This is a genomic window from Pseudomonas sp. YH-1 (assembly GCF_051990045.1).
In the GTDB taxonomy this organism is placed as follows: Bacteria; Pseudomonadota; Gammaproteobacteria; order Pseudomonadales; family Pseudomonadaceae; genus Pseudomonas; species Pseudomonas nicosulfuronedens.
Genome location: NZ_CP178184.1, coordinates 1,074,879 through 1,088,747 on the forward strand (window position 1 = coordinate 1,074,879; position 13,869 = coordinate 1,088,747).

15 protein-coding genes are annotated in these 13,869 nt (G+C 61.6%); all 15 read right to left on the reverse strand.

The window, feature by feature from the left end; translation table 11 throughout:
* Positions 1-6 precede the first annotated feature (6 nt).
* Positions 7-594, reverse strand: a complete 588-nt coding sequence (locus tag ACKI1H_RS04835) for a MarC family protein (protein ID WP_017518835.1) — start codon at positions 592-594, stop codon at positions 7-9.
* Positions 595-713: 119 nt separating this feature from the next.
* Entirely contained in the window at positions 714-2,081 is a 1,368-nt protein-coding gene (gene glmU / locus ACKI1H_RS04840) for a bifunctional UDP-N-acetylglucosamine diphosphorylase/glucosamine-1-phosphate N-acetyltransferase GlmU (RefSeq protein WP_440467792.1), read from the reverse strand.
* A gap of 112 nt (positions 2,082-2,193) precedes the next feature.
* Positions 2,194-2,619 carry a F0F1 ATP synthase subunit epsilon gene (locus ACKI1H_RS04845; protein ID WP_017518837.1) on the reverse strand — a complete coding sequence of 142 codons (426 nt, stop codon included), beginning with the start codon at positions 2,617-2,619 and terminating at the stop codon, positions 2,194-2,196.
* A gap of 40 nt (positions 2,620-2,659) precedes the next feature.
* Complete coding sequence (atpD, locus tag ACKI1H_RS04850; RefSeq protein ID WP_045213787.1) at positions 2,660-4,036, reverse strand: F0F1 ATP synthase subunit beta; 1,377 nt, start codon at positions 4,034-4,036, stop codon at positions 2,660-2,662.
* A gap of 30 nt (positions 4,037-4,066) precedes the next feature.
* Positions 4,067-4,927: a F0F1 ATP synthase subunit gamma gene (gene atpG / locus ACKI1H_RS04855; RefSeq protein WP_017518839.1), complete on the reverse strand. Its 861-nt coding sequence runs from the start codon at positions 4,925-4,927 to the stop codon at positions 4,067-4,069.
* A gap of 52 nt (positions 4,928-4,979) precedes the next feature.
* Entirely contained in the window at positions 4,980-6,524 is a 1,545-nt protein-coding gene (atpA, locus tag ACKI1H_RS04860; protein ID WP_045213785.1) for a F0F1 ATP synthase subunit alpha, read from the reverse strand.
* 18 nt (positions 6,525-6,542) lie between these two features.
* The gene (locus ACKI1H_RS04865; RefSeq protein ID WP_017518841.1) at positions 6,543-7,079 is read right to left on the reverse strand and encodes a F0F1 ATP synthase subunit delta; all 537 of its coding nucleotides are present in this window, start codon (positions 7,077-7,079) and stop codon (positions 6,543-6,545) included.
* 12 nt (positions 7,080-7,091) lie between these two features.
* Positions 7,092-7,562: a F0F1 ATP synthase subunit B gene (locus ACKI1H_RS04870; protein ID WP_017518842.1), complete on the reverse strand. Its 471-nt coding sequence runs from the start codon at positions 7,560-7,562 to the stop codon at positions 7,092-7,094.
* 52 nt (positions 7,563-7,614) lie between these two features.
* Positions 7,615-7,872: a F0F1 ATP synthase subunit C gene (gene atpE / locus ACKI1H_RS04875; protein WP_003457994.1), complete on the reverse strand. Its 258-nt coding sequence runs from the start codon at positions 7,870-7,872 to the stop codon at positions 7,615-7,617.
* 110 nt (positions 7,873-7,982) lie between these two features.
* Entirely contained in the window at positions 7,983-8,852 is an 870-nt protein-coding gene (gene atpB, locus ACKI1H_RS04880; protein WP_017518843.1) for a F0F1 ATP synthase subunit A, read from the reverse strand.
* Between the two features lie 16 nt (positions 8,853-8,868).
* On the reverse strand, positions 8,869-9,276 hold the full coding sequence (locus ACKI1H_RS04885; protein WP_138526701.1) for a F0F1 ATP synthase subunit I: 408 nt from the start codon (positions 9,274-9,276) through the stop codon (positions 8,869-8,871).
* 152 nt (positions 9,277-9,428) lie between these two features.
* Positions 9,429-10,301, reverse strand: coding sequence for a ParB/RepB/Spo0J family partition protein (locus ACKI1H_RS04890; protein ID WP_138526700.1), 873 nt, complete (start codon positions 10,299-10,301; stop codon positions 9,429-9,431).
* A gap of 17 nt (positions 10,302-10,318) precedes the next feature.
* Positions 10,319-11,107 (reverse strand): ParA family protein, encoded by a 789-nt coding sequence (locus tag ACKI1H_RS04895; RefSeq protein WP_024765005.1) that lies wholly within the window; start codon positions 11,105-11,107, stop codon positions 10,319-10,321.
* 18 nt (positions 11,108-11,125) lie between these two features.
* Complete coding sequence (gene rsmG, locus ACKI1H_RS04900; protein WP_440467793.1) at positions 11,126-11,776, reverse strand: 16S rRNA (guanine(527)-N(7))-methyltransferase RsmG; 651 nt, start codon at positions 11,774-11,776, stop codon at positions 11,126-11,128.
* On the reverse strand, positions 11,776-13,668 hold the full coding sequence (gene mnmG, locus ACKI1H_RS04905; protein ID WP_440467794.1) for a tRNA uridine-5-carboxymethylaminomethyl(34) synthesis enzyme MnmG: 1,893 nt from the start codon (positions 13,666-13,668) through the stop codon (positions 11,776-11,778). Before mnmG ends, rsmG begins: the two co-directional genes overlap by 1 nt.
* Between the last annotated feature and the right edge of the window lie 201 nt (positions 13,669-13,869).

Genomic DNA, 13,869 nt, shown 5'->3' on the forward strand with positions numbered 1-13,869 from the left:
AGGGCATCAGGCAGCGATGTGCAGGAAGCTGCGCACGTTCTGCAGGAGCATGTTCACGCTGAGCATGATCAGCAGCATGCCGGCCAGGCGCTCCACGGCCATCAGCCCGCGTGGGCCGAGGAAGCGCTGGAGGAACGCCGCCTGCATCAGGATGAAGGCGGTCGCCGCCCAGGCGAGGATCACTGCGAGATACAACTCCCACAACGGACCAGTGTAGGTGCTGCGCAGGGTGATCAGCATTGCCAGCGCAGAGGGCCCGGCCACCGCCGGAGTGGCCAACGGCACGAACAGCGGCTCGTTGTCGGGCATGTCGCCCAACACGCCCTGAGGCGTGGGGAAGATCAGGCGCATGGCGACCACGAAGAGGATGATGCCCCCGGCGATACCAGTCGCTTCCTTGGACAAGCCCAGCCCGGTAAGGATGTGCTCGCCCAGGGTAAGGAAAAGCAGCAGCAGGCCGAGGGCAAACAGCAGCTCGCGCAGCGCCACCTTCAGACGGCGTTCGGCGGGGACTGACTTGAGGGCGGCGAGGAAGACCGCGATATTGCCGAACGGGTCGGTGATCAGAAAGATCAGGATGGCGACGCCAAGCATGACCGGGACAACTCCAGCGAGAACGAGCCACTCCGCGGTTTCCGGGATGGCCTGTGAATAACGGAATGAGCAAATCGCCCTGTGGATAACAACTTACCCACAGGTCGAGGGCTTGTGTATCAGGACTTCTTGATCTTTTCCGGGCGCTTCCAGCCTTCGATCACCCGTTGCTTGGCGCGACCGACGCCGAGGGTGCCGGCAGGAACCTCGGCGGTAATGGTGGAACCCGCGCCAGTCGTGGCGCCGGCACCGATATCCACAGGTGCCACCAGCGAGTTGTTGGAGCCGATGAAGACGTCCTCGCCAATGGTGGTGCGCCACTTGTTCGCGCCATCATAGTTACAGGTGATGGTACCGGCGCCGATGTTGCTGCGTGCACCGACTTCGCTGTCGCCCAGGTAGGTCAGGTGACCGACCTTCACGCTGTCCTGCAGATGAGCGTTCTTCAGCTCGACAAAGTTGCCCACATGCACCTGGCGCTCCAGCACGCTGCCCGGACGCAGGCGAGCGAACGGGCCGACGTCGCTGTCCGGGCCAACGTGGGCGCCGTCCAGGTGCGAGTTGGCCTTGATGATGGCGCCACGGCGCAGGGTGCTGTCCTTGATGTAGCAGTTCGGACCGATCTGCACGTCGTCCTCGATCTCCACCTGGCCCTCGAGGATCACGTTGATGTCGATGCTGACGTCACGGCCGACGCTGACTTCGCCACGCACATCGAAGCGCGCTGGATCGATCAGGGTCACGCCCTGGGCCATCAGGCGACGCGCCACACGCAGCTGGAAGAAACGCTCCAGTTCGGAGAGCTGCAGGCGATCGTTGGCGCCCTGGGTCTCCATCGCCACCTTGGGTTGGGCGGTGGCCACGCGCAGGCCATCGCCGACTGCCATGGCAATGACGTCGGTAAGGTAGTACTCGCCCTGGGCGTTGGAGTTGGACAGGCGCGACAGCCAGCCCAGCAGGCGCTCACGCGGCGCGGCGAGGATACCGGTGTTGCCTTCGCGGATGGCGCGCTGCTCGGCAGTGGCGTCCTTCTGCTCGACGATGGCCTGAACCTCTCCAGCGCTGTCGCGAATGATACGGCCATAGCCGGTGGGGTCCTCCAGCTCGACGGTCAGCAGCGCCAGTTGCTCCGCAGTGGCCTGGGCCATCAGGCGCTCCAGGGTCGGCTGCTCGATCAGCGGCACATCGCCGTAGAGAATCAGCACCTTGTCCGCACTCAGGAACGGGGCCGCCTGCGCTACGGCATGACCGGTGCCCAACTGCTGTTCCTGGATCACGAAATTCAGGTCATCCGCCTGCAGGCGCTCGCGCACCAGGTCGGCACCATGGCCAATCACCACATGGATACGCGACGGGCTGAGGCCGCGGGCGGTATCGATCACGTGGGCAAGCATGGGTTTGCCAGCCACCGGATGCAGGACTTTCGGCAGGGCCGAGCGCATGCGGGTGCCCTGGCCAGCGGCAAGAATGACGATTTCGAGAGACATGAGTGAGGGACCGTCCTGGTGAGCGGGGAAACCCCGGGTGTAGAAAAAGAAAAAGGGTAGCCAAGGCTACCCTTTTCCTATTTGTCGCTGAAGTCCCGGAGGACTTCGCGGCTTAGCCGCCGTACTTCTTGCGAACCTGCTGGACCGTGCGCAGTTGCGCTGCGGCTTCGGCCAGGCGGGCTGCGGCGGAGCTGTAGTCGAACTCTGCACCTTTACCTTGCAGAGCCTTCTCAGCTTCCTTCAGTGCGGTCTGGGCAGCCGCTTCGTCGAGGTCGCCTGCGCGAATCACGGTGTCGGCGAGAACCTTGACCATGTTCGGCTGTACTTCGAGGAAGCCACCGGAGATGTAGTACACCTCCTGCTCGCCACCCTGCTTCACCAGGCGGATCGGACCCGGCTTGAGCTCGGTGATCAGCGGCGCGTGGCCCGGAGCGATACCCAGATCGCCCAGGGAGCCGTGCGCTACGACCAGCTCAACCAGACCGGAGAAGATCTCCGCTTCGGCGCTGACGATGTCGCAGTGGACAGTAATAGCCATACCCTTGCCTCACGTAAGCGCCCGTTGCCGGGCGCACGGATTACAGCTTCTTCGCTTTCTCGATGGCTTCTTCGATGCCGCCGACCATGTAGAACGCCTGCTCGGGCAGGTGATCGTAGTCGCCGTTGAGGATGCCTTTGAAGCCAGCGATGGTGTCCTTCAGGGAGACGTATTTGCCCGGCGAGCCGGTGAATACTTCAGCCACGAAGAACGGCTGGGACAGGAAGCGCTGGATCTTACGAGCACGGGCCACCAGCAGCTTGTCGGACTCGGACAGTTCGTCCATGCCGAGGATCGCGATGATGTCCTTCAGCTCCTTGTAGCGCTGCAGAACGTACTGCACGCCACGAGCGGTGTCGTAGTGATCCTGGCCGATGACCAGCGGGTCCAGCTGACGGGAAGTCGAGTCCAGCGGATCAACTGCGGGGTAGATACCCAGCGAGGCGATGTCACGGGACAGTACGACGGTGGCGTCCAGGTGGGCGAAGGTGGTCGCCGGGCTCGGGTCGGTCAGGTCGTCCGCGGGAACGTAGACGGCCTGGATCGAGGTGATCGAGCCTTTCTTGGTGGAGGTGATGCGTTCTTGCAGAACGCCCATCTCTTCGGCCAGGGTCGGCTGGTAACCTACTGCGGAAGGCATACGGCCCAGCAGTGCGGATACTTCGGTACCGGCGAGGGTGTAACGGTAGATGTTGTCGATGAACAGCAGTACGTCACGGCCTTCGTCACGGAACTTCTCAGCCATGGTCAGGCCGGTCAGTGCAACGCGCAGACGGTTGCCCGGCGGCTCGTTCATCTGGCCGTAAACCAGGGCTACCTTGTCCAGTACGCCGGAATCCTTCATCTCGTGGTAGAAGTCGTTACCCTCACGAGTACGCTCACCCACACCAGCGAACACAGAGTAACCGCTGTGCTCCATGGCGATGTTACGGATCAGTTCCATCATGTTTACGGTCTTGCCGACACCGGCACCACCGAACAGACCGACTTTACCGCCCTTGGCGAACGGGCAGACCAGGTCGATAACCTTGATGCCGGTTTCGAGCAGGTCGTTGCCGCCAGCCTGGTCAGCGTAGGACGGAGCGTCGCGGTGAATACCCCAGCGCTCTTCTTCGCCGATAGGACCGGCTTCGTCGATCGGGTTGCCCAGCACGTCCATGATACGGCCCAGGGTCTTGGTGCCGACCGGGACGGAGATGGCTGCGCCGGTGCTTTCCACGTTCAGGCCACGCTTGAGGCCTTCGGTGGAACCCATCGCAATGGAACGAACCACGCCGTCGCCCAGCTGCTGCTGAACTTCCAGGGTGGTCTCGACGCCCTGAACTTTCAGGGCCTCGTAGATGCTCGGCACGGCATCGCGCGGGAATTCCACGTCGATCACGGCGCCGATGATTTGAACGATACGTCCGCTACTCATGTCTGGTTCCTCTGAATTTTGAACCTGTTCTTACACCGCGGCAGCGCCGCCGACGATTTCCGAGATTTCCTGGGTGATCGCCGCCTGACGTGCCTTGTTGTAGATCAGCTGCAAACCACTGATCAGATCACCGGCGTTGTCGGTAGCGTTCTTCATTGCAATCATCCGGGCCGCCTGCTCACAGGCGTTGTTCTCAACCACGGCCTGGTACACCTGGGATTCCACGTAGCGCACCAGCAAGCCGTCGAGGAGGGCCTTGGCGTCGGGTTCGTAGAGGTAGTCCCAGTGGTGTTTCAGCTCGGCATTGTCCTCGGCCACCAGCGGAATCAGCTGTTCCACGGTCGGCTTCTGGGTCATGGTGTTGACGAACTTGTTGGAAACCACGTACAGGCGATCGATACGACCTTCCAGGTAGGCATCCAGCATGACCTTGACGCTGCCGATCAGATCATTGATCGACGGCTCTTCGCCCAGGTGGCTGATAGCTGCAACTACGTTGCCGCCATAGCTCTTGAAGAAGGATGCACCCTTGGAGCCGATCACGCAGAGGTCGATCTCCGCGCCACGATCGCGCTGCCCGCTCATGTCCTTGACGAGAGCCTTGAACAGGTTGATGTTCAGGCCGCCAGCCAGGCCACGGTCGGAGCTCACCACGATGTAGCCGACGCGTTTAACTTCACGCTCGACCATGAACGGGTGACGGTATTCCGGGTTGGCGTTGGCCAGATGGCCGATCACCTGGCGAATGCGCTCCGCGTAGGGACGGCCGGCCGCCATGCGCATTTGTGCCTTGCGCATCTTGCTCACCGCCACCTTTTCCATGGCATTGGTGATTTTTTGCGTGCTTTTGATGCTCGCAATCTTGCTGCGAATCTCTTTTGCGCCTGCCATTTCACACCTATCGGTTTAGCAGGCGGGGGCCGTTAACGACCCCCGCTGCGGCTTACCAGGTTTGGGTGGCCTTGAACTTCTCGATGCCGGCCTTGATGCCCGCGTCGATTTCGTCGTTGAAGTCACCCTTCTCGTTGATCTTCGCCAGCAGAGCGGCGTTCTCACGTTGGAAGTAGGCGATCAGCGCTTGTTCGAAGGCGCCCACCTTGGCGATCTCGACGTCCTGCAGGAAGCCACGCTCGGCGGCATACAGGGACAGCGACATCTCGGCGATGGACATCGGCGCGTATTGCTTCTGCTTCATCAGCTCGGTAACGCGCTGACCATGTTCCAGCTGCTTGCGGGTCGCGTCGTCCAGGTCCGAGGCGAACTGGGCGAAGGCCGCCAGTTCACGGTACTGGGCCAGCGCGGTACGGATGCCACCGGACAGCTTCTTGATGATCTTGGTCTGGGCCGCGCCACCAACACGAGATACCGAGATACCGGCGTTGACGGCCGGACGGATACCCGAGTTGAACATGGCGGATTCCAGGAAGATCTGACCGTCGGTGATGGAGATCACGTTGGTCGGAACGAACGCAGAAACGTCGCCAGCCTGGGTTTCGATGATCGGCAGGGCGGTCAGGGAACCGGTCTTGCCTTTCACTTCGCCGTTGGTGAACTTCTCTACGTACTCTTCGGAAACGCGGGAAGCGCGCTCCAGCAGACGGCTGTGGAGATAGAACACGTCGCCCGGGTAAGCTTCGCGGCCCGGCGGACGGCGCAGCAGCAGGGAGATCTGGCGGTAGGCTACGGCCTGCTTGGACAGGTCATCGTACACGATCAGGGCATCTTCACCGCGGTCGCGGAAGAATTCGCCCATGGTGCAACCGGAGTACGGAGCCAGGTATTGCAGAGCTGCGGATTCCGATGCACTGGCAACGACCACGATGGTGTTGGCCAGGGCGCCGTTTTCTTCCAGCTTGCGAACGACGTTGGCGATGGTCGATTGCTTCTGACCAATAGCTACGTAGACGCAACGGATGCCGCTGTTCTTCTGGTTGATGATGGCGTCGATGGCCAGAGCGGTTTTACCGATCTGACGGTCACCGATGATCAGCTCGCGCTGGCCACGGCCAACCGGGATCATGGCGTCGACCGACTTGTAACCGGTCTGAACCGGCTGGTCTACCGACTTACGCCAGATCACGCCCGGTGCCACTTTCTCGACTGCGTCGGTCAGCTTGGCATCGATCGGGCCTTTGCCATCGATCGGGTTACCCAGGGCGTCGACAACGCGACCCAGCAGTTCCGGACCAACCGGTACTTCCAGGATGCGACCGGTGCACTTGGCGTTCATGCCTTCTTTGAGGTCCTGGTATTCACCCAGTACCACAGCACCGACGGAGTCTTGCTCCAGGTTCAGCGCCATACCGTAGACGCCGCCCGGGAATTCGATCATCTCGCCGTACATGACGTCGGCCAGACCGAAGATGCGCACGATGCCATCGGAAACACTGACGATGGTGCCTTCGTTGCGCGCTTGCGAGGCGACGTCGAGTTTCTCGATGCGCCCCTTGATGATTTCACTAATTTCGGAAGGATTGAGTTGCTGCATGCCGCTGCCCCTTCAAACTCAAGATTTCAACGCTTCGGCCAGTTTCGCGATTTTGCCGCGCACCGAGCCATCGATTACCAAGTCACCGGCGCGAATGACCACGCCGCCGATCAAGCTCGCGTCTTCCGACGCATGAAGTCGCACTTCGCGACTGAGCCGGGCGCTGAGAGCCTTGGCGAGTTTGTCCTGCTGTTCCTGGTCCAGGGCGAAGGCACTAGTGACCTCGACCTCGACCAGCTTTTCCTGCTCGGCCTTGAGCTGCTCGAACATCACGAAGATGGTCGGCAGCAGGTCGAGCCGCTTGTTTTCAGCCACAGTCCGGACGAAGTTCTGGGCCGGAGCATTGAGCTTGTCGCCACACACGTCGATCAGCGCGTCAGCCTTGGCTGCCGCGGTCAGCTGGGGCTCTTTGAGCAGCTGGCGCACGGTGTCGTCCCGCGACACTGCAGCCAGCACACCCAGAGCAGCGGACCAGTCGGCCAGTTGCTGATGAGCCTGGGCGTACTCGAAAGCCGCCTTCGCGTATGGACGAGCCAATGTGGTCAGTTCTGCCATATCGCCCTCTGCTTAGATCTCGGCGGCCAGTTGATCAACCAGCTGCTTTTGCGCGTTGGCATCGATCGAAGCACCCAGGATCTTCTCGGCGCCGGAGACAGCCAGGGCACCCACTTGGGCACGCAGGGCGTCTTTGACGCTGTTGAGTTCCTGTTCGATCTGGGCCTTGGCCTGGGCGATCATGCGATCACCTTCGGCACGGGCCTGATCACGGGCTTCGTCAACGATCTGGTTAGCGCTCTTCTTCGCCTGCTCGATGATTTCGGCTGCCTGAGCCTTGGCTTCGCGCAGTTGCTGACCCGCTTTCTCGTGAGCCAGTTCCAGGTCACGAGCCGCGCGGTTGGCAGCGTCCAGGCCGTCGGCGATCTTCTTCTGACGCTCGTGCAGAGCCGCGATGACCGGAGGCCATACGAACTTCATGCAGAACAGGACGAAGATGGCGAACGCGATGGCCTGGCCGATCAGAGTTGCATTAATGTTCACGCCAATACCTCGCTCGTTCGTTGTTCAGTCACAGATTTCCGCGTTGCGGAAATTACTGGGCAACCTGAGCAATGAACGGGTTAGCGAAGGTGAAGAACAGAGCGATACCAACGCCGATCATGGTCACGGCGTCGAGCAGGCCGGCGACGATGAACATTTTGACCTGCAGCATCGGAACCATTTCCGGCTGACGCGCAGCGCCTTCCAGGAACTTGCCGCCCAGCAGGCCGAAGCCGATGGCGGTACCCAGAGCGCCCAGACCGATCAGCAGAGCAACGGCGATAGCAGTGAGTCCAACTACAGTTTCCATTTTTCCTCCCGACTTTTTTGTCGTGTTGGTTAAAGGTTGAAGCAAGTTAAGGTGGTGAAGCTCTTCTTACGCCCACTCCCGAAGGAGAGTGGGCGCATAGAATCTTTGGATCAGTGGCTGTCTTCGTGGGCCATCGACAGGTAGACGATGGTCAGCATCATGAAGATGAAGGCCTGCAGGGTGATGATCAGGATGTGGAACACGGCCCACGCCCAGTTCAGCACGACGCCCATGCCGCCCAGCCAGAGGATGCCGGAACCGAACATCACGGCGATCAGGATGAAGATCAGCTCGCCGGCATACATGTTGCCGAACAGACGCAGTGCCAGGGATACCGGCTTGGCGATCAGGGTCACGAACTCCAGCAGGAAGTTCACGGGGATCAGGATGATCTGAACCACCATGTTGCTGCTGTGGAACGGATGCAGGGTCAGTTCGCCGAGGAAGCCGCCGATGCCCTTGACCTTGATGCTGTAGAAGATGATCAGCGCGAAGACCGCGATCGACATGCCGAAGGTGGCGTTCGGATCGGTGGTGGCTACGGCGCGGAAGAACAGGTGCTCGTTGCCGGTGACTGCCTGAGCCGCGAGCGGCAGGAAGTCCACGGGTACCAGGTCGATCAGGTTCATCAGGAAGATCCAGACGAACACGGTCAACGCCAGCGGTGCGATGAGCGGGTTACGGCCGTGGAAGGTGTCCTTCACGCTGCCGTCGACGAACTCCACGAGAACTTCGACGAAGTTCTGCAGGCCGCCAGGTTGACCGCTGGTGGCCTTCTTGGCTGCCATGCGGAAGATAAGGATGAACACCAGGCCGAGGAATACGGACCAACCCAGGGTATCAACGTGGAATGCCCAGAAGCCCATTTCCTTGGCTTGTTCGGCGGTGTGGGCGAACCCCCAGGAACCATCCGGCAGACGACCCAGGGTCAGGTTCTGCAAGTGGTGCTGGATGTAACCCGAAGCGCTTTCTGCTGCCATGTTTGCCTCAATCGCTCTAAGGTCTTGTAAATGTGTTTCGCATCAGCAGGGGTGCAAACCAGCTGACCGCGAGGGTCAGCAGGTAGAGGCCGAACAGCGCCAGCGGCGCCAGGGGCTTCACACCTGCAAACGTCAGTGCGAAGAGCACTGCCGTCAAAATCAGTTTTCCCGCTTCACCGGCATAAAAGGACCGGACTATCAGCTGGGCAGAACGCGCACCGCTGTAACGGAACGCCTTGCGAGCAAAGTACAGATTCGGCAACCACGCAATCAGGCCCCCGAGCAATCCGGAATAGCCTGCGACCGATCCCTGGGCAAACCACAGGGTTGCTGCACCGATAAGCAGCACCACCAGCTGGACGAGCAACAGGCGAAACGCCGGTTGATGATGGACGGGCAAACGTTCGGGCTTGCGGGGTTCCATCTCTAGCTCACAGTCCTCTGGTGTCGGCTTCACAAATCAACAACTTGGCATACTTTGTGCCGACAAAATTGCGCGCAGAGTATAGGGGGCGCTGCATACCCATTCAACCGTCAGGTAGTGATTTCCGACGACCCCTACATGCTACGTTCGTATCAGCGTATGTGGGCGAGGACGCCCTGGAGCTCATCGAGGGAGTTGTAGCGGATTACCAACTGGCCCTTGCCCTTCTGCCCATGGCGAATCTGCACCGGAGCGCCCAGGCGCTCGGCCAGGCGCTGTTCCAGGCGGCTGATGTCCGGATCGGTCCTGACCGCTTTGACAGGTTCCTCGGGGGCGTTGAGCCACTGGCGCACCAGTGCTTCGGTCTGACGCACCGTGAAGCCGCGTGCGACAACATGTCGCGCACCTTCAACCTGCCGATTCTCGGGCAATCCGAGCAGGGCACGGGCGTGGCCCATTTCCAGGTCGCCGTGCGAAAGCAGCGTCTTGATCTCGTCCGGCAGGGCGATCAGGCGCAGCAGGTTGGCCACGGTCACGCGGGATTTGCCCACGGCGTCGGCGACCTGTTGCTGGGTCAGCTGGAATTCCTGCTGCAGGCGCTGCAGCGCGGCCGCTTCCTCGATGGGGTTGAGGTCCTCGCGCTGGATGTTCTCGATCAGCGCCATGGCAATGGCGGCTTCGTCCGGCACTTCGCGGACCATGGCCGGGATCTTGTCCAGGCCGGCCTGCTGGCTTGCACGCCAGCGGCGCTCGCCGGCGATGATCTCGTAGCGACCCTTGTCGATCGGGCGCACCACAATCGGCTGCATCACGCCCTGGACCTTGATCGACTGGGCGAGTTCTTCGAGGGCCTGCGGGTCCATGTCGCGGCGGGGCTGGTACTTGCCGCGCTGGATCAGGTCCAGCGGCAGGTGTTGCAGCTCCTTGCTGTCCACCTGAACGGCTTCTTCCTGCAGCGTAGCGGCGCTGGAGCCACTGAGCAGGGCGTCCAGCCCGCGTCCGAGACCTCGTTTCTTGGCGGCCATGCGGGTTCCTTAATCTCTTAGGCGGGGGCGGTGGTGCGAGCGGCGCGCTGACGGCGCACCAGCTCGCCGGCCAGCGCCAGGTAGGCGAGGGCACCGCGCGATTGCTTGTCGTAGACCAGCGCCGGCATGCCGAAGCTGGGTGCCTCGGCCAATCGCACGTTGCGCGGGATCACGGTGGTGTAGAGCTTGTCGCCGAAGTGTTCCTGCAACTGCGCGCTGACGTCGTTGGTCAGGCTGATGCGCGGGTCGTACATGGTGCGCAGCAGGCCTTCGATCTTCAGCGCCGGGTTCAGTCGCTCGGCGATGCGCTGGATGCTGTTCATCAGGTCGGTCAGTCCTTCCAGCGCGTAGTACTCGCACTGCATGGGGATGATCACGCCGTCCGAGGCGGACAGGGCGTTGACCGTCAGCATCGACAGGGACGGCGGGCAGTCGATGAGGATGAAGTCGTAGTTCTCTCGGATCGGCGCCAGCGCGTGGCGCAGCCGGTGTTCCTTCATGTCCATTTCCAGCAGCACCACTTCCGCCGCGGTGAGGTCGCGGTTGGCGGGCAGCAGCTGGTAGCCGCCATGCTCGGAGAACTGCATGGCCTGGGCCAGGTCGCATTCGCCGGTGAGCACGTCGTAGATGGAATGGTCCAGGGACAACTTATCCACACCGCTGCCGGTGGTGGCGTTGCCCTGTGGATCGAGATCGATCAGCAGCACGCGTCGCTTGGTGGCGACCAGCGATGCCGCGAGGTTGATACAGGTCGTGGTCTTGCCGACGCCACCCTTCTGGTTGGCGATCGCGAATACCTTAGCCATGGTTTTCCCCACTCCCCGTCATGCAGTGCGGCGCAGTATCAGCAGATGGCGCTGGCCTTGGCAACCCGGCACCGCCAGAGCGCGTTCGGCTTCGACCCGGAAATCTTCCGGGAGTGCCGCGAGCTCGTCGCTGGGGTGTATGCCTTTCATGGCCAGCCAGTTGGTCTGGGTGTCTCCCAGGTGACGCGTCCAGTTGGTGAAGTCTTCGAGGCTGCTGAAAGCTCGGGAAACGATGCCATTGAACGGCAGCTCGGGTTGGAAGGCTTCCACCCGGCTGTGGATAACCTGCAGGTTGTCGAGCTTGAGTTCCAGCTTCACCTGGGTGAGGAAGCGGGTCTTCTTGCCGTTGCTATCCAGCAGAGTCAGAGACTTGCCAGGGAACAGGATCGCCAGCGGAATGCCAGGCATACCGCCACCGCTGCCCACGTCCAGCCAGCGATCGCCGCCCGCGGCTTCGAACGGCGGAACGATGCTCAGGCTGTCGAGCAGGTGGCGGGAGACCATTTCATCCACATCACGCACGGCGGTGAGGTTGTAGGCCTTGTTCCACTTGGCCAGCAAGGCCAGATAGTCCAGCAGGCGCTGCTGGGTGGCAGCGTCGATATCCAGGCCGAGCGTCTGGATGCCATGCGCGAGCTCTTCGGCGTGGCGGGAAGAGATCAGGGACATCAGGCGCTCTGCTCCAGCTGACGGCCGGAGGTGCGTTTCTTCAGATGGATCAGCAGCAGGGAGATCGCCGCCGGGGTCACACCCGGAATGCGTCCCGCCTGGCCTAAGGTTTCCGGCCGGGCGTTACCGAGCTTGAGCTGGATTTCCTTCGACAGCCCGGAAATCGACTGGTAGTCGATATCCACAGGCAGACGGGTGTCTTCGCTGGCGCGCAGGCGCGCAATCTCGTCCTGCTGGCGATCGATGTAGCCGGCGTACTTGGTGCGGATTTCGACCTGCTCGGCCACCTGCGGGTCTTCCACGCCGGCGCCGGTCACCTCGGCCAGGCTGATGTAATCGATTTCCGGACGCGCCAACAGGTTCAGCAGGTTGTATTCGTGGGCCAGCGGCGTACCGAAACGCTCGGCGATGGCATCGCCCTGTGGCGTGTTCGGGCGAACCCAGGTGCTCTTCAGGCGCTGCTCTTCACGCTCGATGCCTTCGCGCTTGGCTTCGAACACCGCCCAGCGCTCGTCGTCGATCAGGCCCAGTTCGCGACCTTTCTCGGTCAGGCGCAGGTCGGCGTTGTCCTCGCGCAGGATCAGCCGGTATTCGGCGCGCGAAGTGAACATGCGGTACGGCTCCTGGGTGCCGAGGGTAATCAGGTCGTCGACCAGTACACCGATGTACGCCTCGTCGCGGCGCGGGCACCAGCTGTCACGGCCCTGCGAACGCAAAGCGGCGTTGGCGCCGGCGAGCAGCCCCTGGGCGCCGGCTTCTTCGTAGCCGGTAGTGCCGTTGATCTGGCCGGCGAAGAACAGCCCGCCGATGACCTTGGTCTCCAGGCTGTACTTCAGGTCGCGCGGGTCGAAGTAGTCGTACTCGATGGCATAACCCGGGCGAACGATGTGCGCGTTCTCCATGCCGCGGATCGAGCGGACGATATCCAGCTGAACATCGAAGGGCAGCGAAGTGGAGATGCCGTTCGGGTACAGCTCATGGGTGGTCAGGCCTTCCGGCTCGAGGAAGACCTGATGGCTATCCTTGTCGGCAAAACGATGAATCTTGTCTTCGATCGACGGGCAGTAGCGCGGGCCGACCCCTTCGATCACGCCGGAGTACATGGGCGAGCGATCGAGGTTGGAGGCGATGATCTCGTGGGTCCGCGCGTTGGTGTGGGTGATCCAGCAACTGACCTGGCGCGGGTGCATTTCCTTGTTGCCAAGGAAGGACATCACCGGGATCGGTGTATCGCCGGGCTGCTCGGTCATCACGCTGAAGTCGACACTGCGGCCATCGATGCGCGGTGGAGTACCGGTCTTCAGGCGACCCACACGCAGCGGCAGTTCACGCAGGCGTCGCGCCAGGGCGATCGAGGGCGGATCACCGGCACGGCCACCGGAGTAGTTCTGCAGGCCGATGTGGATAAGTCCACCGAGGAAAGTGCCCGCGGTAAGGACGACGTTATCCGCGTGGAATTTCAGACCCATCTGAGTCACCACGCCGCGCACCTGATCCTGCTCGACGATCAGGTCATCGCAGGCTTGCTGGAATATCCACAGGTTCGGCTGGTTCTCCAGGATCTCGCGCACAGCGGCCTTGTAGAGGACACGGTCTGCCTGGGCTCGGGTCGCACGGACTGCCGGGCCTTTGCGGCTGTTCAACACACGGAACTGGATGCCGCCCTTATCGGTGGCCAGTGCCATGGCACCACCCAGCGCATCAATTTCCTTCACCAGATGGCTTTTGCCGATCCCACCGATGGCGGGGTTGCAGCTCATCTGGCCAAGGGTTTCCACATTGTGGGTGAGCAGCAGCGTCTTCACGCCCATGCGTGCAGCCGCTAGTGCGGCCTCTGTGCCGGCATGGCCGCCGCCGATCACGATCACGTCAAAACGGGAAGGGAAATCCACCACGCACCTCGTGCCTGTTGATCAAGGAGAAAGAAGAGAGCCGGACAGTATAGGGCTTAAGGGCTCTCGATTGAAGGCACCTGAACAAAAAATAGCCAATGGCGACTGTGCGCTTCTATAGAAAATAAAAGAGAGGAACTTTTTTAAATCTTTTTAGAGCTTGTGTTTATGTATGGTGAAGCCGTTTTCTGTGGATAACCA